The organism is Pseudomonas sp. MOIL14HWK12:I1 (assembly GCF_000510705.1).
GTDB lineage: Bacteria > Pseudomonadota > Gammaproteobacteria > Pseudomonadales > Pseudomonadaceae > Chryseomonas > Chryseomonas oryzihabitans.
Genome location: NZ_AZNY01000006.1, coordinates 270,426 through 295,601, shown reverse-complemented (window position 1 = coordinate 295,601; position 25,176 = coordinate 270,426). Strand labels below are relative to the sequence as shown.

General features: G+C 67.0%; 24 protein-coding genes and 1 riboswitch. Of the genes, 11 read left to right on the top strand and 13 right to left on the bottom strand.

Translation table 11 applies throughout. From position 1 onward, the window contains the following. Positions 1-7 precede the first annotated feature (7 nt). The gene (locus PSEK12I1_RS0105425) at positions 8-1,369 is read right to left on the bottom strand and encodes an ATP-binding protein (RefSeq protein WP_027600899.1); all 1,362 of its coding nucleotides are present in this window, start codon (positions 1,367-1,369) and stop codon (positions 8-10) included. Then, complete coding sequence (locus PSEK12I1_RS0105420; RefSeq protein ID WP_027600898.1) at positions 1,366-2,031, bottom strand: response regulator; 666 nt, start codon at positions 2,029-2,031, stop codon at positions 1,366-1,368. Before PSEK12I1_RS0105420 ends, PSEK12I1_RS0105425 begins: the two co-directional genes overlap by 4 nt. Before the next feature lie 153 nt (positions 2,032-2,184). Here PSEK12I1_RS0105420 and PSEK12I1_RS0105415 point away from each other — a divergent pair, with 153 nt between their 5' ends. Together PSEK12I1_RS0105415 and PSEK12I1_RS0105410 are read left to right on the top strand one after the other, a co-directional pair. Next, the gene (locus PSEK12I1_RS0105415; RefSeq protein WP_007160728.1) at positions 2,185-2,451 is read left to right on the top strand and encodes a PepSY domain-containing protein; all 267 of its coding nucleotides are present in this window, start codon (positions 2,185-2,187) and stop codon (positions 2,449-2,451) included. Beyond that, positions 2,451-2,999, top strand: coding sequence for a cytochrome b/b6 domain-containing protein (locus PSEK12I1_RS0105410; protein WP_027600897.1), 549 nt, complete (start codon positions 2,451-2,453; stop codon positions 2,997-2,999). Before PSEK12I1_RS0105415 ends, PSEK12I1_RS0105410 begins: the two co-directional genes overlap by 1 nt. Here PSEK12I1_RS0105410 and PSEK12I1_RS0105405 read toward each other — a convergent pair. Next, positions 2,996-3,976 carry a cation diffusion facilitator family transporter gene (locus tag PSEK12I1_RS0105405; protein WP_027600896.1) on the bottom strand — a complete coding sequence of 327 codons (981 nt, stop codon included), beginning with the start codon at positions 3,974-3,976 and terminating at the stop codon, positions 2,996-2,998. The genes PSEK12I1_RS0105410 and PSEK12I1_RS0105405 overlap by 4 nt on opposite strands. A 244-nt stretch (positions 3,977-4,220) precedes the next feature. On the opposite strand from PSEK12I1_RS0105405, the gene PSEK12I1_RS0105400 reads away from it, so the two are divergent. Together PSEK12I1_RS0105400 and PSEK12I1_RS0105395 are read left to right on the top strand one after the other, a co-directional pair. Continuing rightward, positions 4,221-5,894, top strand: coding sequence for a phosphoethanolamine transferase (locus tag PSEK12I1_RS0105400; protein WP_027600895.1), 1,674 nt, complete (start codon positions 4,221-4,223; stop codon positions 5,892-5,894). 79 nt (positions 5,895-5,973) lie between these two features. Then, complete coding sequence (locus PSEK12I1_RS0105395) at positions 5,974-6,516, top strand: cytochrome b (protein ID WP_027600894.1); 543 nt, start codon at positions 5,974-5,976, stop codon at positions 6,514-6,516. On the opposite strand, the gene PSEK12I1_RS0105390 is transcribed toward PSEK12I1_RS0105395, so the two are convergent. Together PSEK12I1_RS0105390 and mntP are read right to left on the bottom strand one after the other, a co-directional pair. Continuing rightward, positions 6,513-7,349, bottom strand: a complete 837-nt coding sequence (locus tag PSEK12I1_RS0105390; protein ID WP_027600893.1) for a hypothetical protein — start codon at positions 7,347-7,349, stop codon at positions 6,513-6,515. The two genes, PSEK12I1_RS0105395 and PSEK12I1_RS0105390, sit on opposite strands and share 4 nt — an antisense overlap. Continuing rightward, complete coding sequence (gene mntP / locus PSEK12I1_RS0105385) at positions 7,349-7,921, bottom strand: manganese efflux pump MntP (protein WP_007160734.1); 573 nt, start codon at positions 7,919-7,921, stop codon at positions 7,349-7,351. Before mntP ends, PSEK12I1_RS0105390 begins: the two co-directional genes overlap by 1 nt. Before the next feature lie 5 nt (positions 7,922-7,926). After that, positions 7,927-8,093: riboswitch (yybP-ykoY riboswitch) on the bottom strand. 394 nt (positions 8,094-8,487) lie between these two features. Between mntP and pstS the strand changes: the two genes are divergently transcribed. The 5 genes from pstS to PSEK12I1_RS0105360 all read left to right on the top strand — a co-directional run bounded on the left by pstS (position 8,488) and on the right by PSEK12I1_RS0105360 (position 13,795). Next, the gene (gene pstS / locus PSEK12I1_RS0105380) at positions 8,488-9,501 is read left to right on the top strand and encodes a phosphate ABC transporter substrate-binding protein PstS (protein ID WP_027600129.1); all 1,014 of its coding nucleotides are present in this window, start codon (positions 8,488-8,490) and stop codon (positions 9,499-9,501) included. A 76-nt stretch (positions 9,502-9,577) separates the two neighbouring features. Continuing rightward, a complete protein-coding gene (pstC, locus tag PSEK12I1_RS0105375) occupies positions 9,578-10,552 on the top strand; it encodes a phosphate ABC transporter permease subunit PstC (protein WP_007160736.1) in 975 nt (324 codons plus the stop codon). Continuing rightward, complete coding sequence (pstA, locus tag PSEK12I1_RS0105370; protein WP_007160737.1) at positions 10,552-11,427, top strand: phosphate ABC transporter permease PstA; 876 nt, start codon at positions 10,552-10,554, stop codon at positions 11,425-11,427. The genes pstC and pstA overlap by 1 nt, the downstream gene beginning before the upstream one ends. A gap of 5 nt (positions 11,428-11,432) precedes the next feature. Beyond that, positions 11,433-12,197 carry a phosphate ABC transporter ATP-binding protein PstB gene (gene pstB, locus PSEK12I1_RS0105365; RefSeq protein ID WP_017638707.1) on the top strand — a complete coding sequence of 255 codons (765 nt, stop codon included), beginning with the start codon at positions 11,433-11,435 and terminating at the stop codon, positions 12,195-12,197. Positions 12,198-12,508: 311 nt separating this feature from the next. After that, the gene (locus PSEK12I1_RS0105360) at positions 12,509-13,795 is read left to right on the top strand and encodes a putative porin (RefSeq protein WP_027600892.1); all 1,287 of its coding nucleotides are present in this window, start codon (positions 12,509-12,511) and stop codon (positions 13,793-13,795) included. Positions 13,796-13,977: 182 nt separating this feature from the next. Here PSEK12I1_RS0105360 and PSEK12I1_RS0105355 read toward each other — a convergent pair whose 3' ends face one another. Next, on the bottom strand, positions 13,978-14,268 hold the full coding sequence (locus PSEK12I1_RS0105355; protein ID WP_042137026.1) for a DUF2845 domain-containing protein: 291 nt from the start codon (positions 14,266-14,268) through the stop codon (positions 13,978-13,980). Between the two features lie 174 nt (positions 14,269-14,442). Between PSEK12I1_RS0105355 and PSEK12I1_RS0105350 the strand changes: the two genes are divergently transcribed. Next, positions 14,443-16,002, top strand: coding sequence for a RimK family protein (locus PSEK12I1_RS0105350; protein ID WP_027600890.1), 1,560 nt, complete (start codon positions 14,443-14,445; stop codon positions 16,000-16,002). Between the two features lie 9 nt (positions 16,003-16,011). Beyond that, a complete protein-coding gene (locus PSEK12I1_RS0105345; RefSeq protein WP_027600889.1) occupies positions 16,012-16,965 on the top strand; it encodes a magnesium transporter CorA family protein in 954 nt (317 codons plus the stop codon). Positions 16,966-17,107: 142 nt separating this feature from the next. Here PSEK12I1_RS0105345 and PSEK12I1_RS0105335 read toward each other — a convergent pair whose 3' ends face one another. From PSEK12I1_RS0105335 to PSEK12I1_RS0105305, 7 genes are all read right to left on the bottom strand, one after another. Continuing rightward, on the bottom strand, positions 17,108-17,665 hold the full coding sequence (locus PSEK12I1_RS0105335; RefSeq protein ID WP_027600888.1) for a DNA-3-methyladenine glycosylase: 558 nt from the start codon (positions 17,663-17,665) through the stop codon (positions 17,108-17,110). Next, positions 17,662-19,461 (bottom strand): glycoside hydrolase family 15 protein, encoded by a 1,800-nt coding sequence (locus tag PSEK12I1_RS0105330; protein WP_027600887.1) that lies wholly within the window; start codon positions 19,459-19,461, stop codon positions 17,662-17,664. The genes PSEK12I1_RS0105335 and PSEK12I1_RS0105330 overlap by 4 nt, the downstream gene beginning before the upstream one ends. A gap of 5 nt (positions 19,462-19,466) precedes the next feature. Next, on the bottom strand, positions 19,467-20,360 hold the full coding sequence (locus PSEK12I1_RS0105325) for an SDR family oxidoreductase (RefSeq protein WP_027600886.1): 894 nt from the start codon (positions 20,358-20,360) through the stop codon (positions 19,467-19,469). A 381-nt stretch (positions 20,361-20,741) separates the two neighbouring features. Beyond that, positions 20,742-20,996: a hypothetical protein gene (locus PSEK12I1_RS0105320; protein WP_027600885.1), complete on the bottom strand. Its 255-nt coding sequence runs from the start codon at positions 20,994-20,996 to the stop codon at positions 20,742-20,744. Between the two features lie 165 nt (positions 20,997-21,161). Beyond that, positions 21,162-22,802 carry a methyl-accepting chemotaxis protein gene (locus tag PSEK12I1_RS0105315; protein ID WP_027600884.1) on the bottom strand — a complete coding sequence of 547 codons (1,641 nt, stop codon included), beginning with the start codon at positions 22,800-22,802 and terminating at the stop codon, positions 21,162-21,164. A gap of 77 nt (positions 22,803-22,879) precedes the next feature. Continuing rightward, on the bottom strand, positions 22,880-23,851 hold the full coding sequence (locus PSEK12I1_RS23560; protein ID WP_051399080.1) for a Gfo/Idh/MocA family protein: 972 nt from the start codon (positions 23,849-23,851) through the stop codon (positions 22,880-22,882). A 67-nt stretch (positions 23,852-23,918) separates the two neighbouring features. Then, positions 23,919-24,992 (bottom strand): saccharopine dehydrogenase family protein, encoded by a 1,074-nt coding sequence (locus tag PSEK12I1_RS0105305; RefSeq protein ID WP_027600883.1) that lies wholly within the window; start codon positions 24,990-24,992, stop codon positions 23,919-23,921. Between the last annotated feature and the right edge of the window lie 184 nt (positions 24,993-25,176).

The following is a 25,176-nucleotide window of genomic DNA, read 5'->3' as shown; positions in this document are numbered from 1 at the left end:
TTTGAACCTAGCCGGCGCGCGGCAGGCGCAACTCCACGCAGAAGCCGCCCCGGGCGCGATTGCTGAAGGTCAGGGCACCGCCCAGGCGGCGGGTGATGGTCTCGACGATGGCCAGCCCCAGCCCGGCGCCCTGGGGATTGCCGGCGCTGTAGAAGCGATCGCACAACCGCGCCAGCTCGGCCTCGTCCACCCCGGGGCCGCGATCTTTCACCCGCAGCAGGACGCCCTGGTCCTGGCTGGCCTCGATGCCGACTTCCACCGCGCTGCCGGCGGGGGCGAAGGCCAGGGCATTGGTCACCAGATTCTGCAGGGCGATGGCGATGGCGTCCGGATCGCCGAGCACCGGCGGTCCGGCCTGGGCCGCCAGCACCAGCTCCACCTGCTGCCTGAGCGCCAGCGGCGTCAATTCCGCCAGCTCTTCGCGCACCAGGGGCTCCAGGGCCAGCGGCTGGACCTGGGTGGCACCGGGTTCCAGTCGCGCCAGGGTCAGCAACTGGCTGGCCAGGCGGGTGGCCCGGCTGACGCCCTGGCGCAGATAGCCCAGGGCTTCGTCCCGCTCCGCGGCCGTCTCGGCGCGCTGGGCGTTCTGCGCATGCAGGTCGAGGATCGCCAGGGGCGTGCGCAATTCGTGGGCGGCGTCGGCGATGAAGCGCCGCTCGCGATCGAGCAGGGCGCGCAACTGGGCGAGCTGGTGATCCAGGGCGCCGCGCATGGGTTGCAGCTCCGGCGGCAGCGGGCCGGCCGGCAGCGGCGCCAGGCTGTGGGGATCGCGCTCGCGCAGTCCGCGGGCGAAATCCTGTAGCGGTCGCAGGCCCCAACCCAGCAGCAGCCAGAGCACCCCGACCAGCAGCGGCAGGCCCACCAGGGTCGGCCAGAGGGTATGGCTGACGATGCGCTGGATCAGGTCCTGGCGCAGGTCCTCGCGCTCGCCGACCCAGATGCGCAGGCCGCCATCGGCGGTACGCACCAGCATCCCGCACCATTCGCGCCCGTTCTCGAACACCTCGTGCAGGCCCTCCGGCGGCACCTCGGTCAGCCGCGGCGCATTGCCGGAGCGGGCCAGCAGCCGGCCATCGGCGGTCCAGACCTGGAAGGTCAGCTGATTCTCGTAGGGGTGCGCCGGTACGCTACCGGGAGCGGGTTGCATGGCCCGATCGAACACCCGGATCAGCTCCGGCCAACGATCCGCCGCCGGCGTGCCGGCCTGCAGCAGGCCTTCCAGCAGGCGCGCGCCCTGGACCAACTGGGCGTCGTAGATGCCCTCGATCTCGCGATGGCTGTCGCGCAGCGCCAGCAGGGCCAGGGCCAGGCTGCCAGCCAACACCAGGGCCAGGGTGGGGGCGAGGATGCGGGTGCGGATGGCGATCATGGCTGACGCTCCAGCAGATAGCCCACCCCGCGCACGGTGCGGATCAGGCCGCTGTCGAGCTTCTTGCGCAGGTTGTGGATGAGCACTTCCAGGGTGTTGCCCGAGGCGGCTTCCTGCCAGCCATAGAGGGTATTGCTCAGGCGCTCGCGGGTGATGACGGCGCCCGGCCGCAACAGCAGCTGGTGCAGCAGCTGGTATTCCATGGGCGTCACCACCACCTCGGCGCCGCGGAAGCGCACTGCCTGGCTGGCCGGGTCGAGGCTGATGCCGGCGTGCTCCAGCAGTGGTTGCGCGCGGCCACAGCTGCGGCGGATCAGGGCGCGCAGGCGCGCCTTGAGTTCGTCCAGGTCGCAGGGCTTGACCAGGTAGTCGTCGGCGCCGGCATCCAGGCCCTGGATGCGATCGGCCTTGGCGTCGCGGGAGGTGAGCACCAGCACCGGCACCTGGCCGTCGGGCTGGCTGCGCAGGCGGCGCAGCAGGTCGAGGCCGTCGAGGCGCGGCAGGCCCAGGTCCAGCAGCACCAGATCGAAGCGCTCGGCGGCCAGGGCGTGTTCGGCGGCCAGGCCGTCGGCCACCCAGTCCAGGGTATAGCCCTCGCCGCGCAGGGCCATGCGGATGCCCTGGGCCAGGGCCACATCGTCTTCCACCAGCAGTACCCGCACGACCGCCTTCCTCTCGTTTTGATGGCTCTAGCCCGCCATCATCGCTGGCGTCCTGGCGCAGCGGCAGGGGCAACTGTTACCGGGCGTTGCATCCTAAGACTGCATTAAGCTTCGCCGTCGAGTCTGGCCACTCCCACCACGAGGAGTGTCGCCATGCGCCGCCTGTTGCTGCCGTTGCTGTTCGCAAGTCCCCTGGCCCTCGCCGCCGAACCCCAGTGCACCCAGGCGGACAAGTCCACCTGGCAGGACGCCGAGAAATTCCAGGCGCAGCTGCGTGACCAGGGCTACGAGATCAAGAAATTCAAGATCACCAAGGGCAACTGCTACGAGATCTACGGCTTCGACAAGGACAGGCGCAAGGTCGAGATCTATCACGATCCGGTGAGCGGCAAGGCGGTCAAGAGCGAGATCGACAGCTGATGAAGACGGCGACCGTGCGGCTCTGGGATCCCCTGGTGCGGCTGTTCCACCTGTCGGTCGCCGCCGCCTTTTTCGCCAACTATTTCTTCAACGAGAAGGGCGCCTTCTGGCATCGCTGGATCGGCTACTACGCCTGTGCCTGGCTGCTGGTGCGCCTGGTCTGGGGCTTCGTCGGCCCGCGCAGCGCGCGCTGGAGCGACTGCTGGCCGACCCGCGCGCGGCTGGGCGCCCATCTGCGCGATCTCTGGCAGGGGCGGCCCCATCATCGTCTCGGCCATTCGCCGCTGGGCGCCCTGGTGATGCTGCTGATGATGGCCGCCATCGGCGGCCTGGGCGTCACCGGCTTCCTCATGCGCGAGGTGGATGCCCTCTGGGGCGCCGACTGGCCCGAGGACCTGCACGCCTGCTTCGCCAACGGCCTGCTGGCGCTGGTCTGCCTGCATGCCGTGGCCGCCGTGGTGGAAAGTCTGAGGGTGGGCGACAACCTGCCGTTGTCGATGCTAACCGGTCGCCGTCGCCCGCTGGAGGAGTCGTCCCCGCGCGACTAGGCGCAGTGCCCGTCGAGGGTACCCGGCGGATCCACCTGCACCGTCACGTGCTGCAGGCCATGGCGGCTGCGCAGCAGCTCGCCCACCAGGGTCGGCAGGCGCAGGGGATCGCTGCCCGGCGCCGGGGTGATGTGCAGGGTGGCGATGCGGGTTTCGTCGGTCAGCGTCCAGACGTGCAGGTGGCCCACCTCGGCCACCTCCGGCAGGGCGCGGACTGCCGCCGTGGCACCGGCCGTGTCGAATTCCCGCGGCGCCGCCTGCAGGAGCACCGCGCCGGCATCGCGCACCAGGGTCCAGGCCGATTTGACGATCAGCAGGGCGACCAGGATCGACAGCGCCGGATCCAGCCAGGTCCAGCCGGTCCAGAGGATGCCCAGGGCGGCGACGATGGCGCCCACCGAACCCAGCAGGTCGCCGGCCACATGGAGCAGGGCGCCGCGCAGGTTGCTATCGTCCTTGTGCCCGCCGTTGAGCACCACGAAGCCGACGATATTGACCACCAGGCCGATCACCGCCACCGCCAGCATGGGGCCGGACAGCACCTCGGTGGGCTCGCGCAGCCGCATGATGGCTTCCCAGCCGATCCACAGGACCAAGAGCAGCAGAGCGACGCCATTGGTCAGGGCGGCGAGGATGCGCACCCGGTGGAAGCCATAGGTGAAGCGCGCATTGGCCGCCTTGGCCGCCACCCGGTAGGCCACCAGCGCCAGCAGCAGGGCCGCAGCATCCGAGACCATGTGACCGGAATCGGCGATCAGCGCCAGGGAGCCGGACCACCAGCCGCCCACGGCCTGGACGATGGCGTAGCCAAAGGTGAGGGCGAAGACCAGCTTGAGCTTGCGCTCGTTGTCGGCGGTCACCCGCGGGGCGTGGGAATGACCATGGCCATGGCCATGGCCATGCTGATGATCGTGGTCGTGGTCGTGGTCGTGGTCGTGGTCGTGGTCATGATCGTGGTGAGAGGTGCAGCCACTCATCTACAGGTCTCCGGAGCATTGAGGAGGCAGTGGGCACGGGCCCTTCGCTGACGATCCTGAAGCCTGAAGTGACTTCAGGGTCAAGCGGATCGGGCAGTCAGCTGACCCCTTGGTCATCTGTTACCGGGCATGAGTTGCTAAGACTTCATTAAGGTTCGCCCCTCAGGGTAGCGGCTCCCTGTCGCCGGAGCCCGCTCATGATCGCCTTCCCCAGTCTCCCTTCGCGCGGGCGCCGGGCGCCCTGATGCTGCTCGCTGCCTTCTCCCGCCCCCGCGCTTCGGGCTGGCGACCCTGGCGCAATCTGCTGCTACTGAGCAGTCTGAGTTGCCTGCTGTTGCTGGCCGACGACTTCCTGCAGCAAAGCTTCACGCCAAACAACCGCGCCGAGTTGGAAGCGGGCTATGTGGCCGCGCTCTGGGTGTTCAGCCTGGCGCTCTGGCTGAGCAATCTGCCGCGCCTGGCGGCGTTCATCCTGCTGGGGTTCGCCCTGATGCAGCTGCTGCAGCTGGGCAACCTGAGTTTCTTCGGCGAGCCGCTCAGCGCCATCGACATCCAGGCCCTGCTGGGCGACACCGCGGAGGTGCGCCAGACGCTGTGGCTCAGCCTGCCCGAACACTGGCCGGTGCTGCTGTGCGTGGGGCTGCCCTATGGACTGCTGATCGCCCTGCATCTTCAGCTGCCCGGCCGGGTGCCGCTGCCGGCCAGTCGCTGGGCGCTGATCCTGATCGCCGCGGTGCTGCTGTCCAAACCCTATCGCGCCACCTATCGCAATCTCGATGCCTTCGTGCCCAGCCCCGCGCGCAGCGGCTTGCACAACAGCCTCAACGCCTTTTCCGCCTGGGCGGTGCGCCTGGCCGGGCGTGACGACGTTGTCCTGCCGCCCACCGCCTATGCGCCCTATGGACTGGCCCCGGTGCCCAGCAGCGCGCGGCACGTCTGGCTGGTGGTGGCCGATTCCCTGCGCAGCGATCGCCTGGGCGCCTTTGGCTATGCGCGCGATACCACGCCAAAGCTGTCGGCCTATCTGGCGGCCAATCCCCAAACGCTGATCCGCCCCGGCGTGGCGGCAGGGGTGGCCACCGACGTGAGCCTGCCCTACCTGCTCAATCCGATCCGCGAACCGGGCCAGGACGGACGCCTGCGCAGCGGCGAGATCAACCTGTTTCGCTTCGCCCAGGCCGCCGGCTTTCGCACCCACTGGCTGTCGTCCCAGGAATCCAAGTTGCTGGCGCACCTGGGCAGTCGCTACCTGGACGTCGCCATCACCCGCGAGGACCATCCGCTGCGCTTCCTGCAACGCCAGGACCGTGCCCTGCTGGAGATCCTCGACGAACAGCGGTGGGCGCCGCGCAACTTCGTGGTGCTCAACCTGCGCACCGCGCACCTGCCCTATGCGCAGAACTATCGCCACGAGCGCACCCCGGCGCCCTGGCCGGATAGCGGGGCCGAGGGCCAGGCCAATGCCTATGACAATTCCCTGCACTATCTCGACGGCCTGCTCGCCGAGATCCTCGCCGACTTCGACCGCCTGGACGGCGAGCGCTATCTGATCATCACCGGCGACCATGGCCAGCGGCTGGGGGAGGGCGGTCACTGGGGGCACAACGACCTGGTGCCCGAGGTCAGCGACGTGCCGGTGATCGTGGTGGCGCGGGACGCACCGCCCCAACCCCTGGCCGAGTTGCAGGGCGAGCGCTGGATCAGCCACTACGAGGCCGGCAGCTGGCTGGCGGAGCGGCTGGGGACCCGTATCGACAATCCCAATCGCCGCCCCGACGAGCACTTCGTCCATGGCAAGCTGCTGTTCAGCGACAATTTCGTGCAGCGCGTCTGCGAATCGCCCACCGGCCTCGTGCACCAGCCGCCGCAGCAGCTGAGCACCCTGCTGCTGGATACCACGGCGGCGCCCTGCGGTTAGGGCCGCGGCCGTCTTACCCTTGGCTCCGAGGCGCCGCTACACTGCCGGCGCCTCTTCATCTCAGTCGCAGGATCCCGTCATGTCTTCCGCTTCCTCTGTCTCCCGCTATGCGCGCAGCGCCCGGCTGCTGCACTGGCTCATGGCCCTGCTGGTATTGCTGGCCTATGTGCTGATCCTCAACCGCGGGCAGTTCGAGCGGGGCTCCCTGGAGCGCCAGTGGGTGACGCTCAGCCATTTCTGGGTGGGCCTGCTGGTCCTGGCGCTGGTCTTGCCGCGGCTGCTGGTGCGCCACCGCCATCCGGTACCGCCGATCACGCCGCCGCTGACGCGAAGCCTGGAGACCGTCGGCCGACTGACCCACTACGCGCTCTATGCCTTTCTGCTGGCCCAGCCGCTGCTCGGGCTGTTCACTGTCTGGCTGACCATCGGCGCGGTCAAGATCCCGTCCAGCACCTGGGCGCTGCCTTCGCCCTTCCCGGTGGACCCGGAACTGGCGAAGACGCTAAAGAGCGTGCACCTCTGGCTCGGCAAGGCCTTCTACTGGGTGATCGGCCTGCACCTGCTGGCCGCGCTCTGGCATCACCTGGTGCGCAAGGACGACACCCTGAAGCGCATGCTTTAACGCGGTTCGAGGGCGATGATGCGGTCGCGACCGCCTTCGGCCAGCAGATAGCCGTCGCCCCGCGGCAGCAAGGCCTGGGGCGCGCGCAGGAAGGTCAGGATGGCGCGCGGGGCCGACTGGCGATCCCAGAGCAGCAGACGGGCGCGGTGGGTCGAGTCTTCGCTGATCCACAGGCCGCGGCGGTCGCAGAGCAGAAAGCTCGGCTCGCGCAGATCGCGCAGCGCCGGCGGATCCCGGCCATCGTCGCTCAGCTGGCGCACCAGGCCGCGGGATTTCTCGGTATAGAAGGCACTGCCGTCCGGGCAGCGGGTAAAGGACTCCGCCTCGTCCAGGTGGTCGCGCAGCACCGTCAGGCTGCCATCGGCGGCGTCGTAGCGCAGCAGGCGTCCGGCCCCCTTGCGGTCTTCCACGGCATAGAGCCGCTTGCCTTCGGCCCAGAGGCCCTGGGCGTTGATACCGGTGAAGAGATCGCGACTGCCGGCGGCGTCGAACCAGCGGATGGGATGGGTGCCGCCTTCCTGGCTGTAGGCGAAGCCGTCCTGGTAGGGCACCAGGCCGTCGGGCTTGTACAGCCCCTCGCTGAGCACGCTGCGCCGGCCCTGGGCATCGATGCGCAGCAGGCGGCCCTTGCCATCCTTGAGTTCTTCCGCGGTGAGCAGGGCATCGCCCTGCCAGGCCAGAGCGCTGGCCTTAGCGATGTCGGCATGGGCCACTTCGTAGCGCCAGCCGGGAGCGGCCTGGGCCGGCCAGAAGCGCTGCCAGGCGAGAAAGCCCAAGGCGGCCAGCAGCAGGGCGGCCAGGACGAGGAGGGCGCTACGCCAGAGGCGAGCCATCAGCTGGCAACGGCGGCCAGGTGTTCATGCAGGATGGCCGCGCCGATCACGATCAGCACCACCCCACCGAGCATCTCCGCGCGCTTGCCGACCAGATTGCCCATCACCCGGCCCAGCATCACCCCGGTGGTGACCATGATCATGGTGGCGAGGCCGATGGCCAGGGCGGCGGTGATGATGTTGACGTCGATGAAGGCCAGGCCCACGCCCACGGCGAGGGCATCGATGCTGGTGGCCACGGCGGTCAGGGCCAGCAGCATGAAGGAATGCTGGCGGGGCTTTTCTTCCTCGGCCTCGGGCGCGCCGAAGCCGGCCCAGATCATGCGCAGGCCGAGCACGGTGAGCAGGGTGAAGGCGATCCAGTGATCCCAGGGCTGGACGTACTGGGCGGCGGTAAGGCCGACGGCCCAGCCGATTACCGGGGTGATGGCTTCGATGACGCCAAAGATGGCGCCGGTGCGCAGGGCTTCGCGCAGGCAGGGCTTGTGCAGGCTGGCACCCTTGCCGACCGCGGCGGCGAAGGCATCGGTGGACATGGCGAAGGCCAGAAACATCAGGGAAGCGGGGTTCATCGTGACAGCGCCGGCCGGGCTCGATCCACAAGACATCCCCGCACGCCCGGCGTGGCGCGGTGATGCCTCTGGTCTCGCCAACCCTGACTGGCTGTCCTGACCACGGCGGTTGCCGAGTATGTTGATCAGGACGCTTTCCACCGCGGTGGAAGCAGGCTACTCCCCAAAGAGGCCGCCACCTTACCCATCCGGATAGAGAAAGTCTATCTTGTAGATAGTTCTAATATATATAGCCTTGGCTAAATCTCCTGCCGTCGAGCGTCCCGAACGCGGTGGCGGATCCTCTGCAGACCGCGCTGGCACTGGATTGGAGGCTCGGCACAGGATGCTGTGAGAGACGGCTAGCGGCTACCGGTACCCTGCGCGGACGTCGCCCAGGGATGCCCGGAGGTCGCTTGCTCCCGCCGAGCAGGGCGGGAAGCGTGCCTTTGCTGGTCGCGAGGCCGAGCGCCAGCCCGTCGCCCATGATGGCGCTCTGCCGTCCCCGTTTCGTCATGCCGCTGACACTTAATTGTCACATTTCGGCAATAGCCTAGCGCCAGCCCTCACTAGGTAATGGAGCCACCATGAAACGCACGTTCAGCCTCTCTCTGTTGTTGTCGGCCTTTTGCCTGAGCACCGCCGCTCACGCCGTGGATGTCACGGGCGCCGGCTCGAGCTTCGTCTTCCCCGTTCTGTCGAAGTGGTCGCAAGGCTTCAGCGAGAAGACTGGCAACCGTATCAACTACCAGTCCATCGGCTCCGGCGGCGGCATCGCCCAGATCAAGGCCGGCACCGTGGACTTCGGCGCCACCGACGCCCCCATGAGCACCGACGACCTGCAGAAGGGCGGTCTGGGCCAGTTCCCGACCATCATCGGCGGCATCGTGCCGGTGATCAACGTGGATGGCATCGAGCCCGGCAAGCTGAAGCTCGACGGCCCGACCATGGCCAAGATCTTCATGGGCGAGATCAAGACCTGGAACGACCCGGCCATCGCCGCGCTGAACCCCGGCATGAAGCTGCCCGAGGGCGCCATCACCGTGGTGCGTCGTTCCGACGGCTCCGGCACCTCCTACAACTTCACCAACTACCTGGCCAAGGTCAGCCCGGAGTGGAAGGAGAAGTACAACTTCGGCACCACCGTCAACTGGCCGGTCGGTGTGGGTGGCAAGGGTAACGAGGGTATCGCCGCCTACGTGAAGCAGATCAAGGGCTCCATCGGCTACGTCGAGTACGCCTATGCGCTGACCAACAAGATGACCCATGTGCAGCTGAAGAACGCCGCCGGCAACTTCGTGCAGCCCGAAGCCAAGAGCTTCCAGGCCGCCGCCGCCACCGCCGACTGGAAGAGCGCCAAGGACTTCAACCTGCTGATGACCAACGCCCCGGGCGCCGACGCCTGGCCGATCACCGCCACCACCTGGATCGTGATGTACAAGGAACCCAAGAACGAAGAGCGCAGCAAGGTCGCCTTCGACTTCTTCAAGTGGTCCCTGGAGCATGGCCAGAAGGATGCCGCGGCCCTGGATTACGTCCCGGTCCCGGACACCCTGGTCAAGCAGATCGAAGGCTACTGGGCGTCCGACTTCAAGAAGTAAGCACGCCTGTCCCGCCGCCTGGATCCCCTGGGGTCCAGGCGGTTTCGCGCGTCCTTCCAGGTAGACGGAAAGCTCCATGACCGACCAGACCCTGCCCCTCTCCGCCGCTCAGGAACAGCGCATCCGCCGGGATACCCGCGCCGATGTCTGGTTCCGCCGGCTGCTGTTTTCCGCCGCGCTCCTGGTACTGCTGGTACTGGTCGGCGCCGCCGCGTCCACCCTCTGGGGCGGTCGCCACGCCTTCATGACCTTTGGCCTGGACTTCATCACCTCGGCCGAATGGGATGTCGGGGCCGAGAAGTTCGGCGCCCTGGTGCCCATCTACGGCACCCTGATGACCTCCTTCATCGCCCTGCTGCTGGCCGTGCCCACCGCCTTCGGCATCGCCCTGTTCCTCTCCGAGATCGCCCCGACCTGGCTGCGCGGTCCGGTGGCCACGGCGGTGGAACTGCTGGCCGGTATCCCCTCGATCATCTACGGCATGTGGGGCCTGTTCGTCTTCGGTCCCTTCATGGCCGCGCACATCTCGCCCTTCATCAACGACTACCTCGGCGCCATCCCGGTGATCGGCGTGCTGTTCCAGGGGCCGCCGCTGGGCATCGGCATGCTGACCGCCGGCATCATCCTGGCGATCATGATCCTGCCCTTCATCACCTCGGTGATGTACGAGGTGTTTCGCAGTGTGCCGGCGCAGCTCAAGGAATCGGCCTATGCGCTGGGCTCCACCACCTGGGAAGTCTGCTGGGACATCGTGCTGCCCTACACTCGCTCGGCGGTGGTCGGCGGCGCCTTCCTCGGCCTGGGCCGCGCCCTGGGCGAGACCATGGCGGTGACCTTCGTGCTGGGCAACGCCCACCAGTTCTCCCTCTCGCTGATGATGCCGAGCAGCTCCATCGCCTCGGTGATCGCCAACGAATTCAACGAGGCCTACACCGATTTGCACCGCTCTTCGCTGATCGCCCTGGGCTTTTTGCTGTTCGTGGTGACCTTCTTCGTGCTGCTGGCGGCACGGCTGATGCTGACGCAACTGTCGCGCAAGGCAGGTAACTGATGCACATCGACGCCTATCTCTATCGCAAGCGGCGGATCAAGAACGGCATCGCGCTGATCTTTGGCAGCGCCGCCGCCGTGCTCGGCCTGGGTTTCCTGGCCTGGATCCTCGGCACCACCCTGATCAAGGGCGTCAGCGCCCTGAGCCCGGCCATCTTCGTCGAGATGACGCCGCCGCCCGGCGCCGCCGACGGCGGTCTGGCCAACGCCCTGTTCGGCAGCGTGCTGATCACCCTGCTGGCCACCGCCATCGGCGCGCCCATCGGCATCCTCGCCGGACTCTGGTTGGCCGAATACGCCCGCCACTCCAAGCTGGGCCTGGTGGTGCGCTTCGTCAACGACATCCTCCTGTCGGCGCCGTCCATCGTCATCGGCCTGTTCATCTACACCGCCGTGGTGGTGACCCTGAACCAGTACTCCGGCGGCAGCCTGGGCTTCTCCGGATTCGCCGGCTCCCTGGCGCTGGCCATGCTGGTGGTGCCGGTGGTGACCCGTACCACCGACGAGATGATGCAGCTGCAGCCGCCGGCCATGCGCGAAGCAGCCCTGGCCCTGGGCATCCCCCAGTGGAAGGTGACCCTGCAGATCCTCTTGCGCGCCTCCCGCGCCGGCGTGGTGACCGGGGTGCTGCTGTCCATCGCCCGCATTACCGGCGAGACCGCACCGCTGCTCTTCACCGCCTTCGGCAACCAGTACTGGAACGCCGACGTGCTCAAGCCCATGGCCACCGTGCCGGTGACCATCTTCCAGTTCGCCATGAGTCCGTTCGAGAACTGGCAGCACCTGGCCTGGGCCGGCGCCCTGCTGCTGACGCTGTTCGTGCTGCTCCTGAACCTCTCCTCTCGCTTCTTCTTTCGTAACCGGGATTCCAAGTGACTACCATGCAGACGCAGATACCGGAACTGCAGGCGCGCGACGTCGGCTTCCGTTACAAGGGCCACCAGGCGCTCAAGTCGATCAACCTGGACATCGCGGCCAAGCAGATCACCGCCATCATCGGCCCGTCCGGATGCGGCAAGTCCACGCTGCTGCGCATCTTCAACCGCATCTACTCGGAATACCCGGGGCTGGAAGCGACCGGCGAGATCCTCATGGACGGGGAGAACATCCTCGATCCCAAGTACTCGCTGAGCCGCCTGCGCAGCACCATCGGCATGGTGTTCCAGAAGCCGGTGCCCTTCCCGATGTCGATCGCCGACAACGTCGCCTACGGCATCCGCCACCACGAGCGGCTGTCCCGGGTGGAGTTGCAGGATCGCGTCGAGCAGGCCCTGCGCGGCGCGGCGCTGTGGGACGAGGTCAAGGACAAGCTCAACCAGAGCGCCCTGGGTCTCTCCGGCGGTCAGCAGCAGCGCCTGTGCATCGCCCGCACCATCGCCCTGCGTCCGCGGGTGCTGCTGCTGGACGAGCCGACCTCGGCCCTGGACCCCATCTCCACCGCGCGCATCGAACAGCTGCTGGCCGAACTCAAGCAGGAGTTCACCGTGGTCATCGTCACCCACAACATGCAGCAGGCGGCGCGCTGCTCCGACGTCACCGCCTTCATGTACCTGGGCGAGCTGATCGAAGTGGACAAGACCGACAAGATCTTCACCAAGCCGGACAAGAAGCAGACCGAGGACTACATCACCGGTCGCTTCGGCTGAGGATTTCGCCGGCTCTCGGCAAGGCCACTCCCCGGAGTGGCCTTTTTCATGGGCGAGCGGAAAGGGGCGGGGCAGGGCGGTCGCCTGGTTTCTCGGCGGAGAAAATTGTCTTCACGTCCGAGAAAGACTTTTCCCAAGCTGGCAACGCATGGCGTTACCGTGAAATTTTCATTTAATTTCAAAGGCTTGTATTAAAAGTTTTACTTTATTGAAGGCAAAACGACATCTCTTCTGCCGAGACTGAGCCAGCTTCGTGACGGGCTGCACTGCCAGCCACCACCCCCTGGATTGTCTTGAAAGGAGATCTGCCGATGTCTGTTAACCCTTATCGATTCACGGCGCTGTTCTCGGGCGTGTTCCTGGCCACCTGCGCGGCCACCGCGAGTGCCGCTGTCGATGAGAAGCTGCTCGACATGCTCAAGGCCAACGGCTCCATCACCCCCGCCCAGTACGCCGAATTGCGCGGCGACCTGCAGCAGGAGCAGCAGGCGCGCGCCGCCCAGGTCGCCCAGCAGCAGAAGACCTCCGACTTCGAGAAGAAACTGGCCTGGGCCGCCAAGACCCAGATCAAGGGCGATGTGCGGGTGCGCCACGAGAGCATCGACATCAGCGGCGAGCCGGACAACGGTCGCGACCGCGACCGCCAGCGCATCCGGGCGCGACTGGGCGCCTACAGCGAGATCAATCCGCAGGTGGACACCGGCATCCGCATCGCCACCGGCGGCGGCGACGATGCCCGCTCCACCAACCAGGACCTCAACGGCTACTTCAACAAGAAGCAACTCTGGCTGGACCAGGCCTATATCGACTACCACCCCACGGCGCTGCCGAATCTGCACCTGGTGGGCGGCAAGATGGGCCAGCAGTGGGTCAGCACCGGCGACGTCATCTGGGACGCCGACATCAACCCCGAAGGCCTGGCCGGCACCTACAGGTACGACCTCGGCGGCGGCGCCGAGCTGTTCGGCAGCACCGGCTACTATGTGCTCAAGGACAACGTCGACGGCGAGGGCTATGAGTTCAAGCACGATCTGCGCCTCTACGCCGGCCAGCTGGGCAGTCGCTTCAATCTGGGCGACGCCGCCAAGCTGATGGTCGGCGGCAGCGTCTACGCCTACGACAAGGACCAGGACAGCACCTGCCCGACCACCGGTTCGGTCACCTCGCCCTGCGCCCTGGCGGTGAATGGCAACACCACCGACCGCTTCCAGCTCTACGAGGGCTTCGCCCAGCTGGACCTGACCAAGCTGTGGGTGCCGCTGTCCTTCTATGGCCAGTACGTGGTCAACGACAAGGCCGACGACGGCGAGGACACCGCCTGGCTGGTGGGCGCCAAGACCAAGCTGATGCAGCGGGTCGGCCTGGAATACAACTACCGCGATGTCCAGCGCAACGCCGTGGTGGGCGCCTTCACCGACTCCGACTTCGGCAACGGCTCGACCGGCGCCCGCGGCCACAAGCTCAAGCTCGGCTACGACATCGACAAGAACTTCGGCGTCGGCCTGACCTATTTCCTCGCCGAGTCCGACACCGCCAGCCGCTTCCGCACCGATGCCGATGTGAAGACCCTGCAGCTGGACCTGGAAGCCAAGTTCTAACCACGGCCCTCAGGTCGTGCTCCGCTTGAACCGCCCTCGGGCGGTTCTTTTTTGCCTGCGCGATGGAGAGACTCGCCTGGCACCTGTTGGGCTTCGCTGCGCTCAATCCAACCTACGCCGGAGCCGCTGCTTTTCCCCCTCTCCCTCTGGGAGAGGGCTGGGGTGAGGGAGGCTCCCGCCCACTAACGCTCCACCCTGATCTCCACCAGCTTGCCGTCGATGAACTTGAGGTGACGCGAGGCGCCGTTCTCCGGGGCATAGGTCCAGAACTGGGTCTCGGCGGCATTGAATTTGGGCACGTTGTTGTTGCGCAGTGCCGGCGGATTGATCTTGCGCTCGGCAGGAGCGCCACAGGCGGCGAGGACCTGTTCGACGCTGTCGCCTTCCTCGACGAGACTCTGGCCACAGCGCAGGCTGGCCTGGGCGAGGAGGGGACACAGCAGGACGATCGGCAGCAGCTGACGGGGCTTCATGAGGACTCCAGGGCAGGACGTTCGCCAAGCTTAGCCAACCGCCGAACGACGTGCCCGGCGCAAAGTCTCGGTCAACTCCGCCGCCGGGGCATAAAGCCTGCGTAACGGCGCGGGACAGCCGCCGGCGGAAGGCGTATTGCTGGACACCCCTTCCGCCAGAGCCCGGTCCGCATCATGGTCGCGATTCAAGCCCGCCTGCCCGTCGCCACCCCCGTTCCCCGTCCCGAACCCGTGCTGCACCTGCCGGCCAGCAGCACCCTGCTGATCATCGTCGAGCGCAAGGAAGACTGGTCGGACTACCTGCCCAGCGAAAGCATCGTCACGGCCCAGGAGTATCTGGAAGACCGCCGTCTCACCGCGGGCGGTGGCCGCATCCAGGTGCTCAACCTCTGTCGCAACTACCGCTACCTGGGCCACGGCTACTATTGCTCGCTGCTGGCGGAGGCGCGCGGTCATCGCGTCATCCCCTCGGTGCGGACCCTGAGCGAACTCAATCGCAAGGCGCTCTACGGCCTGCTGCTGGAAGACCTCGACGCCCTGGTGGACCAGGCGCTGGCCGAGCACCCACTGGGCGCCACCGAGGGCTTCACCCTCAATCTCTATTTTGGCCGCACCGAGTTCGCGCCGCTGCAGGCGCTGGCCAGGCAGCTGTTCGACGCCTTCCCGTGCCCGATCCTGCAGGTGGAGTTGCGCCACAGTCGCCACTGGCACATCGCCGGGATCAAGAGCGGCGCCCTGCACCGCCTGCAGGACGCTCAGCAATACGCCTTCGCCGATGCCCTGGACGCCTTCAACCGGCGCATCTGGCGGCAACCGGCCTCGCGGCGCCAGGCGCGCTACGACCTGGCCATCCTGCATGACCCGGAGGAGTCCTTGCCACCCTCCAATGCCGCGGCCCTGGCCGGCTTCGTCGCCGCCGGGCGTGATCTGGGGGTAACCGTGGAGCTGATCGAGCGCAAGGACTACGGCCGGCTGGCGGAATACGACGCCCTGTTCATCCGCGCCACCACCCGGGTCGACGACCACACCTATCGCTTCGCCCGCAAGGCCGAGAGCGAAGGCCTGGTGGTGCTGGACGATCCCGCCTCCATCCTGCGCTGCACCAACAAGGTGTTTCTCAGCGACCTGCTGGCCCAGCACGGCCTGGGCATGCCGCGTACCGAGATCCTCTATCGCGAACGACCCCAGGAGCTGGAAGAGGTGGGGCGGCGCCTGGGCTATCCGCTGGTGCTGAAGATTCCCGACGGCTGCTTTTCCCGCGGCGTGCTCAAGGTGGCCGACGCCGCCGGATTGCGCCAGGCCGCGGCGGAGCTGTTCGAGCGTTCGGTGTTGCTGCTGGCCCAGGAATACCTCTACACCGAATTCGACTGGCGCATCGGCGTGCTCGCCGGTGAGCCGCTCTATGCCTGTCGCTACTTCATGTCCGCCGGTCACTGGCAGATCTACAACCACAAGGCGGAATCCGGCAGTACCGGAGGGCGCTGCGAGGCGGTGGCCATCGCCGCGGTGCCTCCCGCGGTGGTGGAGCTGGCGGTGCAGGCCGCCGCCCTGATCGGCGATGGCCTCTATGGCGTCGATCTCAAGCAGGATCGGGATCGGCTGGTGGTCATCGAGGTCAACGACAACCCCAATCTGGACGCCGGTATCGAAGACGGCCTGCTGGGCGAGAGCCTCTATCGACGGGTGCTGGAGGATTTCGTCCGGCGCCTGGAGCAGCGGCGCCAGGGCTGGTAGGAGCACGCCATGATCGAAGCCTTCACCCTGCGGGAGGGTGGCCTGCTGCCGGCGGGCGACCGCTCGGCGCCGGTGCTGCTGTGCAGCGATCCGGATGCCCGGGAGCGCGCCTGGCTGCAACAGGCCTTTCCCCTGGACAGCCACCGCCTGGCCTCGGCGCTCGACCCGGACGAGGTCTCGCGCCTGGAAGTGCAGGGCGACGAACTCTTCCTGATCTGGAAGCGTCCGGAACGCTATGCCGGCGGGGCGCGCTTCGCCTTCGAGGTGTCTTCCTTCGGCTTGCTCTGGCATCCCGAGCGGCTGGTGGTCATCTCCGCCGGCCCGTCGCTGCTGGCCGGCGAGGGGCCGGTGCAGCCGCTGCACGATCCGCTGGATGTGCTGGTGGAGTTGCTGTTTCGCAGCGTCCATCACTACCAGGGGCATCTCAAGGTCATCAGGCTGGTCGGCCGCGAATTGCAGCAGCGCTTCGACAGCTCCCTGGGCAACGAGCATCTGCTGCAGATGTTCAATCTCAGCGAGAGCCTGATCCATTACATCAACGCCCTGCAGGGCAACGGCGCGGTGCTCGACCGACTGCGGCAGGTCGCCGAAAGGCGCGAACTGGGCGAGGCGCTGCGGGCGCGCCTGGAAGACCTCATCATCGAGAACGACCAGTGCCGCCGCCAGGCCGACCTTTACGCCACGGTGTTCGCCCGCCTCATGGATGCCCGCGGCAACCTGGCCAACAACAGCATGAACCTGACCCTGCGCAACCTCACGCTGATCAACGTGGTGTTCCTGCCGCTCAACCTCATCGCCGGCATCGGCGGCATGTCCGAATTCAGCATGATGACCGCCGGCCATCCCTGGTGGCTGTCCTATTCGCTGCTGCTGGCGGCCATGGCGGCCTTGAGTCTCGCCCTGACCTGGATCCTGCGCCGCTCGTTGCGGCGTCGGGCCGAATCCGCCGCGCGCGCGGCCTAGCCCGCTTCATCGACAGCATCAGAGGACAATATGGAAAAGCAGCTACTCGGCCTGGGCATCGTCCTGGCGATTCTGGCCTTCGGCCTCCTGACCCTGATCGTCGATCTGCGTCGCGGCCGGCGCCAGCACCGCGCGGCGGTGCTCAGCCAGGAAAGCCACGACTCAGATAGCGCGAACCGGCCAGACCGAAGCGCCAGGGCACCTCGCGTGCGCGACTGATGCCGATACGCGGGCCCGCTAGCACCGCCACCTCGGCAGCCGCCGGCTCCAGCAGGAACGGCGGCTCGGTCAGCGGCAGGCCATCGTGACTGCCGTCGATGGCGAGGGCCTGGCACAGCCGGCCGGGACCGGCACAGAGCAGGCGATCGGCCAGCCCGCCCCGGCGTTCGCGCATCACCTCCAGCCCCCACAGGGGCTCCAGCGCGCGGATCAGCACGCCGGCGCCATGCCCGGCTTCGCGGCAGACCAGGTTGAAGCACCAGTGGATGCCGTAGGAGCGATAGACATAGGCATGGCCGGGCGGGCCGAACATGGCGCGGTTGCGCGGAGTCGGGCCGGAAAAGCTGTGGGAGGCCGGGTCTTCGCCGTCATAGGCCTCGGTCTCGACGATGAGGCCGCCGACGCCCGCGACCCTGAGCGTGGCGCCGACCAGTTGCCGGGCGACCTCGTCCACCGGACGGCTGAAATCCAGATCGCTCACGCCTCAGGCTCCGGTTCTTCCAGAATCAGCGCCGCATGCACCATGGCCAGGTGACTCAAGCCCTGGGGAAAGTTGCCCAGGGCTGCGCCGTCATGGGGATCGCGCATCTCGGTCATCAGGCCGACGCCATTGAGACTGGCGGCCAGCACCTCGCGCATCAGTTCGCGCGCCTGATCCACCTCGCCCAGCACGGCATGCGCCTCGACCATCCAGTAGGAGCAGGCAAGAAAGGCCCCTTCCTCCCGTTCGGCGCCGCTGTAGCGATAAACCAGCGGACCGCGGGCCAACTCGCGGCGAATGGCCGCCAGGGTACTCACCGACCGCTTACCCCCGTCGAAGCCGAAGCGGATACCGAGCAGCAGCCCGGCGTCCAGGCGTTCGGTGCCGGCATAGAAGGTATAGGCCTGCTTGCGCTCGCTCCAGCAGTGTTCGTTGACCCAGTCGCGGATGCGATCGCGCTCGCGCTCCCAGCGGCCACACATGGCGTCGGGGATGTGCCCTTCGCGGGCCAGGGTCACGGCGCGATCCAGGGCGAACCAGCAGCCCAGCTTCGACAGGGTGTAGTGGCGCTCTTCGGGCAGCTCCCACATGCCGGCATCCGGCTGGCGCCAGCCATCGGCGCAGAGATTGGCCAGGTCGGTGAGCAGGCTGGAAGTGGCGAAATCCAGCACATGGCCCTTGCTGGCATAGAGGCGAAAGGTCTCCAGCAAGTCGCCATAGAGACTCAGCTGGCACTGGGCGCTGGCCCGGTTGCCGACGCGGACCGGCTGGGAGTCGCGATAGCCCGGCACGGGAATGGTGCGCTCTGCCGGTGCCAGCTCACCCTGCAGGGTAAAGCAGGTGTGCAGGCGATTGCCGTGGCGGCGGATGACGTTCTGGATCCAGGCCAGGGCCGCCTGGGCCTCGCCGAGGGCACCCAGGCGCAGGAAGGCCTTGATGGTAAAGACCGCATCGCGCACCCAGGCATAGCGGTATTCGTAGTTCTTGTCGCCGCCGATGCGTTCCGGCAGCGAGGTGGTGGCCGCGGCGACGATGGCGCCGGTGGGGGAGTAGAGCAAGAGCTTGAGGGCCAGCGCCGAGCGCTTCACCTCGCTGAGGAATTCGCCGCGATAGGCAAAACCCTGGGCCCACTCGCGCCAGGCCTGGTCGCTGCGGTCGATGCGCTGGTCCACCTCGTCCAGCGAGGGCACCACCAGCGGTTCGTTCTCGGTCGCGGTCAGCGCCAGGACGCTGCGTTGCCCGGCTTCCAGCACCAGGCGTGCCACCAGGCGGCGGTCGTCGCACTGGAGGATCTCCAGCCGCTCGCAATACCTCAGGGTGGCCATGACCCCGTCCACGTGCATGACCTCGCCATTGGGCGTGCTGCGCATCCAGGGCGAGACGGTCTGGCCCTGGGTGCCGGGCACCAGTTCGATGCGCAGCTCGACCCGTCCGGACAGGCCTTCCACCCGGCGCCCCAGTTCGCACCAGGGCAGGCGACCGGCCGAGCCGCTGTTGAGCGATTCGGTCAGGCGCACGCTGCCATCGGCGGTGTGGAAACAGGTTTCCAGCACATTGCTGTCTTCCCGGTAGGCCCGCTCGACGCGGTAGTCGGCCACCGGGGCGATCGAAAAGAAACCGCCGGCCGGGGCGTCCAGCAGGCGGTCGAACAGCGGGGCGGAATCCATGTTGGGTACGCACCACCAATCCAGCGAGCCGTCCGGCGCCACCAGGGCGACCGAACGGCCGTCGGAGAGGGCGGCATAGCCCGCCAGGGGCGCGTAGCCGTCCTGGCGGGCGGGGTCGAAGGCCGCCACGGCCGTCAGCCCATGCCTCCGGTGGCGCCATAGACCTCACCGGTCACATAGCTCGATTCCTGGGAAGCCAGCAGCACATAGATGGGTGCCAGTTCCGCCGGTTGGCCGGGACGCTTGAACACCGTCTCGCCACCAAAGGTGGGGATCTTTTCCTGGGGCTGGCCGCCGCTGGGCTGCAGCGGGGTCCAGAAGGGACCGGGGGCCACGGCGTTGACGCGGATGCCCTTGCTGGCGACCTGCTTGGCGAGGGCCTTGGTGAAGTTGGTGATGGCCGCCTTGGTCGAGGCGTAGTCGAGCAGGAATTCGGAAGGCTGGGTGGCCTGGATCGAGGTGGTGTTGATGATGGCGGCGCCGGCCGGCAGATGCGGCAGGGCGGCCTTGCACAGCCAGAACAGGGCGTAGACGTTGGTCTTGTAGGTGGCGTCGAACTGCTCGGTGGTCAGCTCGGCGATGTCCTGCACCGCGGTCTGCTTGCCGGCCACGTTGACCAGGATGTCCAGACCGCCCAGGGCCTCCTTGGCCTTGCTGACCAGTTGGGTGCAGAAGGCTTCGTCCTTCAGGTCACCGGGAACGCAAACGGCCTTGCGACCTTCGGCTTCCACCAGCTTGACCACTTCCTGGGCGTCGGCCTCTTCCTCGGGCAGATAGTTCAGCACCAGATCGGCACCCTCCCGGGCATAGGCGATGGCCGTGGCTCGACCGATCCCCGAATCCGCGCCGGTGATCAGCGCCTTGCGCCCGGCCAGACGACCGAAGCCCTTGTAGCTGGTCTCGCCATGATCGGGGAGCGGCTCCATGACCTGGGCCAGACCCGGAGCCTCCTGGGGCTGCTTGGGAAATTCCGGCTGGGGATACTGGGTGAGGGGGTTCTGCATGGCGTATTGGTTGTCGCTGGACATGACATCTCCTGAAGGGGGCCAAAAGGCGCCCGTTTGGCATCTTTTCGATGACGTTCAAGGAAATGGAGCCGCAACGCGCAGGAGAGGTTCCCGCCGATTCATAGGGGTTGTATCGAGCTGGACAGCTTTCTTACCCCGTTTTTACCCACGACTACGCCTTTTCCGGCCCGCCCGGGCGTCCAATGACGACGAGAAGGGAAGGGCCCTTCTGGAGTGGAGGTAAAGGTGGTGATGAAAGGCGTCAAGGTGGCCGTGCTGGCGGCCCTGTTGTCCCTGTCCGGTTGCTGGCTGTTCATGCCACCGCCTGGAGGGGGTGGTCATGGTGGCCACGGTGGGCCCGGTGGTGGCCCAGAACAAAGGGGGCCGCGCTAGGGGTCTCGCTCAGGCGTCGAGCGGCTCCAGCCGCAGGGCGACACCGGTCCGTTGCAGGGTGAGGATATCCGCCTTGCGACAGCCGATCAGCCGGCCTTCGGCGGTGCGCAGCTGATCGTCTTCCAGCTGGGCATAGGACTCTGGCTGCCTGCCATCCCCGGCGACCATGATGTACAGCTGCCCGCACAGCAACTGGCCTGCCAGACGACCATCGTCCAGGCCGATCAGGCGATAGCTGCGACGGGCATCGTAGGTAAAACGCATGGGAGCATCCATTCAGGTGTTTCAGCTCAGAGCCGCGCGGGCGCGCAATGTTCAATTGCGAACATGGGCGCGCCGGGTCAGCCGGTCCATGGCCATGCCGAAAGCCTGCCCCTCGCAGGGGCGAGGGCACGCTGACCGCTGGTCGGAAGTTTCCTGAACGGCCGATCAATAACGAAATTGCGCCACCAGGCCCTGGAACGAGGTGGCCAGTCGCGACAGCTCCTGGCTGGAGGCGGCCGTCTGCTGGGCACCGGTGGCGGTCTGGGTGGAGAGGTCCTGGATATTGACCAGATTGCGGTCCACTTCGCGGGCAACCTGGGCCTGCTCCTCGGCGGCGCTGGCGATCACCAGGTTGCGTTCCTCGATCTGGGCGACCCCGGCGGCGATGCGGTCCAGGGCTTCACCCGCCTGGTTGGCGCGCGCCTGGGTGCTGTCGGCCAGGGACTGGCTCTTGTGCATGGCACTCACCGCTTCCTCGGCGCTGCTGCGCACGGCGCTCATCATGCGTTCGATCTCGCCGGTGGAACCCTGGGTGCGATGGGCCAGGGCGCGGACCTCATCCGCCACCACCGCGAAGCCGCGGCCCTGTTCGCCGGCCCGGGCGGCCTCGATGGCGGCATTGAGCGCCAGCAGGTTGGTCTGCTCGGCGATCCCGCGGATCACCTCCAGCAGCTTGCCGATCTCGCGCACCTGGCCTTCCAGCGTCTGCACCTTCTGGGTGGAATCGGTGATCTCGCCGGTCATCACCGCCATGGCCTGGGCCGCCTGCTGCACCTGCTCGCGACCCTGCTGGGCTTCGCGGCTGGTGTCCTGGGAGGCGGTGGAGGTGGAGGTGGCATTGCGCGCCACCTCTTCCACGGCCGCGGTCATCTGGTTGACGGCGGTGGCAGCCTGCTGCAGTTCATCGTGCTGGCGGACCTGACCCCGGGAAGTCTCCTCGGTCACGGCGTGCAGTTCCTCAGCGGCCGCGGCGAGCTGGCTGGAGGCACCGGCCATCTGTTGCACGGTGTCTTTCAGGCTGCGCTGCATGCCACCCAGCGCTTGCAGCAGTTGCCCGGCCTCGTCACGGCGCGAACTCTGGATCGCCTGGGTCAGGTCGCCCTGGGCGACGCGCTCGGCGCTGGTCACCGCCTGGCGGATCGGCGTGACGATCATTCGGGTGATGATGATGCCCAGCGCCAGGGCGCAGAGCGTGGCCAGCAGCAGGCCGCCGGCGAGCGTCCAGAAGGCCTTGTCATAGGTAGTCTTTGCCTCGACCCCGGCTTCGGTGCTCTGGCGCTTGTTGGATTCCACCATGATCTTGAAGGAGGCCATGGTCTTGCGATAGGTGGGCTGCACCTGCTCGTTCAGCAGCTTGGCCGCACCGGCCACATCCTTGGCGGCCAAGCGCGCCAGGATGCTGTCGACACCGGCGATATAGGTCTTCCAGTCACGCTCGAAGGCATCGCCAGCCTGCTTTTCATCGTCTTCCAGCGGGGTGGTCCGGTAAGCGGCGAAGGGCTTTTCGGCATCGGCCTGGTTGCTCTTCATGGAGGCGATGACGGCCTCCTGGTCGTTCTGGGGTGCCTCGCCATAGGCCATGGACAGCAGGCGGAAGAGGTCGCGGTTATGACCGATGACATTGCTCTTGGCATCGTTGAGCAGAACGATGGAGCGCAGATTGTCGCCCAGCAGGTTATTCAGCAGCGCATTGAGGCTGTTGAGTCCATTCATGCCCACTGCGCCAATGCCCAGGGTGATCGCCGTGCAAAGACCAAAGGCCACGGCGAGTTTCTTCGCCAGCGCCAGATTGTTGAACCAGACCATGGAGCCTTCCTTTCTGCGAGGTGGGTATCAGCAAGTTGCGCTGGATACCCTCGCTATCGGCACCAACAGTCCGACCTTTAGGTGGCCCCGGAGCGTTCGAATCCGCCTTCAACGCGCCCATAGAGCTCATCAAGCAGCCGATTGGCCGCCAGCGCCTCCGCCAGGCTGGCCAGTTCCGGCCGCGGCTGGCCGAGCAACTGATCGAACACCGCCTGGGCGCCCTGGGGTACGCCGGGGTCCACCCCTTCGGCCAGCACCTGGCGATGGCCCTTGGCGTCGTGCAGCACCAGCCGCCCCGCAGAGAGCTCCAGGGTTCCCTCGCTGCCGTCCAGTCGAATGGCCAGGCGCGGACCGCGCAGGGTGGCGCTGGCACGCAGATGAATCGGCAGAGCACCGGCCTGGAGCAGGGCCTCGCCGCCATGATCCAGTGGCCAGCGCGGATCGCGGTCCAGCCGACTGTGCGTGACGGTCAGGGCCTCACCGCTTAGCCAGGCGCTGAAATCCAGCAGGTGCACCGCCAGATCGCCAAAGGCGCCGTAACCCATGCGGCGCTCGTCCAGGTGCGCCGGCCAGTCGCTGAGCCAGCCCTCCAGCAGCCCGGGGTGGCCGGCGGTGAGCGACAGGTGACTTAGGTTACCGATGGCGCCGTCCCGCGCCCGCTGGCGCAACAGCTGCAGGGCCGGATCGGTGCGCAGATAGAAGCCACTGAAGCAGGACCGTCCGGCGAGCTGTTCGGCCAGGGCGGTGGCTCGGGCGGCCGAGACGGCCAGCGGTTTTTCCACGAAGAGATGACGAGCGCGCGGGAGCAGGGCGCTCACCGCCGCCTCGTGATCCTCGATCGCGGTGGTGACGAAGGCCAGGTCCACTTCGGGCAGCCGGGTGAAATCGTCCACTACCGGCAGATCATGAGGGGCGGCGAGGCGCCGGGCGCGGGCGGGATCCCGTTCGCTGGCCACCGCCACCATCCGCACCCGCGGATCGGCCAGGCTGGTGTCCAGGTAGTCCTGGGCGTGGATCTGTTCGCAACCGACGATGGCGACGCTGAGCATGACGAGGGGTCCTCTAACGGCAACTGTTCCGTTATGGGACCCCTGGTCTGCCGCTAAGCTTCCCTGATCAGGCCGGCTGGTAGGCCTTGCCGAAACGGTTGGCCAGGAAGGCCTCCATGTCCACCTGCTCCTGGGCGATGAAGCCGCGTTGCGGCAGCTTGCCTTCGCGGAACAGATCCAGGGCGGTGCAGATACCGGCGGCGGTGGTGATCTGGATGGCGCTGGTCAGGCGACCGTCGCGCTCGGCGGCGAAGATCTTGCGGCTGAACACCTCCTGCACCAGCTTGCCGCCGCGCATCCCGCTGACGGTGACGAACACCAGCACCACGTCCTGCATGGTGGTGGGCACCGCGCCGCGCAGGATGGTCTTGAGCTGCTCCTGGTCACTGGCCAGGCGCAGGTCTTCCAGCAGGAACTTCATCAGGTCGCGGTGACCGGGATAGCGCACGGTCTTGTAGTCCAGGGTTTCCACCTGGCCCTGCAGGGTCTCGCAGAGGGTGCCCAGGCCGCCCGAGGTGTTGAAGGCCTCGTATTCCACGCCGTCCAGGGAGAAGTGCTCCAGGCCTTCCAGCGGCTGCACCAGTTGCAGCTCGCCGTTGCGCACGGCTTCGCAGGGGTGGCAGTACTCGTTGACCAGGCCGTCGACACTCCAGGTCAGGTTGTACTTGAGGGCGTTGGTGGGAAATTCCGGCAGGGCGCCGACGCGCATCTTCACCTCGCGCACGCTGTCGAAGCGCTTGGCCAGGGAGTGGGCGGCGATGCCGATGAAGCCGGGTGCCAGACCGCACTGGGGCATGAAGGCATTGCTCGCGCCTTCGGCCAGCTGGCGAATGGTCTTGGTGGCCTTGACGTCTTCGGTCAGGTCGAAATAGTGGGTATTGGTGGCCTTGGCAGCCTGGGCCACGGGAATCGCCAGGTGATAGGGCAGCGCATTGAGCACCACGTCCTGGTCGTCCAGGGCCGCGGCCAGGGCGCTGGCGTCGGCGGTATCCAGGGTCCGGGTCTGCACGCCCAGGGCCGCGATGGCCGCCAGGGCGCGCTCGTCGCGATCCGCCACCGTCACCTGATAGTCGCCACTGGCGTGCAGCAATTGCGAAATGGTGTAGCCGATATGGCCGGCGCCGAGCAGGGTGACTTTCATGGCGGATCCTCCGTGGTTGAGGCTCCAGCTTAAAAAGTGGCGCTGTCAGATGTGAGCGTCAAAGCGTCGAACTGTCGTCTCTTGTTTGACGAATCGTCGGGGGTTTCGACGATTCGATGGAGGTGCTCGTTTCATCTGGCTTTTTGCTTATCGCCCTAGGCGAAAGGCTGTCTAGCACGCCACA

Excerpts from the sequence above, each read along its gene's own strand:
- PSEK12I1_RS0105400 (WP_027600895.1), top strand. The coding sequence starts at position 4,221 with ATGCTGCTCGCTGCCTTCTCCCGCCCCCGCGCTTCGGGCTGGCGACCC.
- PSEK12I1_RS0105325 (WP_027600886.1), bottom strand. The coding sequence starts at position 20,360 with ATGTCCAGCGACAACCAATACGCCATGCAGAACCCCCTCACCCAGTAT.
- PSEK12I1_RS0105320 (WP_027600885.1), bottom strand. The coding sequence starts at position 20,996 with ATGCGTTTTACCTACGATGCCCGTCGCAGCTATCGCCTGATCGGCCTG.
- mntP (WP_007160734.1), bottom strand. The coding sequence starts at position 7,921 with ATGAACCCCGCTTCCCTGATGTTTCTGGCCTTCGCCATGTCCACCGAT.
- PSEK12I1_RS0105415 (WP_007160728.1), top strand. The coding sequence starts at position 2,185 with ATGCGCCGCCTGTTGCTGCCGTTGCTGTTCGCAAGTCCCCTGGCCCTC.
- PSEK12I1_RS0105315 (WP_027600884.1), bottom strand. The coding sequence starts at position 22,802 with ATGGTCTGGTTCAACAATCTGGCGCTGGCGAAGAAACTCGCCGTGGCC.
- pstA (WP_007160737.1), top strand. The coding sequence starts at position 10,552 with ATGCACATCGACGCCTATCTCTATCGCAAGCGGCGGATCAAGAACGGC.
- PSEK12I1_RS0105360 (WP_027600892.1), top strand. The coding sequence starts at position 12,509 with ATGTCTGTTAACCCTTATCGATTCACGGCGCTGTTCTCGGGCGTGTTC.
- PSEK12I1_RS23560 (WP_051399080.1), bottom strand. The coding sequence starts at position 23,851 with ATGCTCAGCGTCGCCATCGTCGGTTGCGAACAGATCCACGCCCAGGAC.
- PSEK12I1_RS0105395 (WP_027600894.1), top strand. The coding sequence starts at position 5,974 with ATGTCTTCCGCTTCCTCTGTCTCCCGCTATGCGCGCAGCGCCCGGCTG.
- PSEK12I1_RS0105410 (WP_027600897.1), top strand. The coding sequence starts at position 2,451 with ATGAAGACGGCGACCGTGCGGCTCTGGGATCCCCTGGTGCGGCTGTTC.
- PSEK12I1_RS0105405 (WP_027600896.1), bottom strand. The coding sequence starts at position 3,976 with ATGAGTGGCTGCACCTCTCACCACGATCATGACCACGACCACGACCAC.
- PSEK12I1_RS0105345 (WP_027600889.1), top strand. The coding sequence starts at position 16,012 with ATGATCGAAGCCTTCACCCTGCGGGAGGGTGGCCTGCTGCCGGCGGGC.
- pstS (WP_027600129.1), top strand. The coding sequence starts at position 8,488 with ATGAAACGCACGTTCAGCCTCTCTCTGTTGTTGTCGGCCTTTTGCCTG.
- PSEK12I1_RS0105350 (WP_027600890.1), top strand. The coding sequence starts at position 14,443 with ATGGTCGCGATTCAAGCCCGCCTGCCCGTCGCCACCCCCGTTCCCCGT.
- PSEK12I1_RS0105425 (WP_027600899.1), bottom strand. The coding sequence starts at position 1,369 with ATGATCGCCATCCGCACCCGCATCCTCGCCCCCACCCTGGCCCTGGTG.
- PSEK12I1_RS0105305 (WP_027600883.1), bottom strand. The coding sequence starts at position 24,992 with ATGAAAGTCACCCTGCTCGGCGCCGGCCATATCGGCTACACCATTTCG.
- pstC (WP_007160736.1), top strand. The coding sequence starts at position 9,578 with ATGACCGACCAGACCCTGCCCCTCTCCGCCGCTCAGGAACAGCGCATC.
- PSEK12I1_RS0105390 (WP_027600893.1), bottom strand. The coding sequence starts at position 7,349 with ATGGCTCGCCTCTGGCGTAGCGCCCTCCTCGTCCTGGCCGCCCTGCTG.
- pstB (WP_017638707.1), top strand. The coding sequence starts at position 11,433 with ATGCAGACGCAGATACCGGAACTGCAGGCGCGCGACGTCGGCTTCCGT.
- PSEK12I1_RS0105355 (WP_042137026.1), bottom strand. The coding sequence starts at position 14,268 with ATGAAGCCCCGTCAGCTGCTGCCGATCGTCCTGCTGTGTCCCCTCCTC.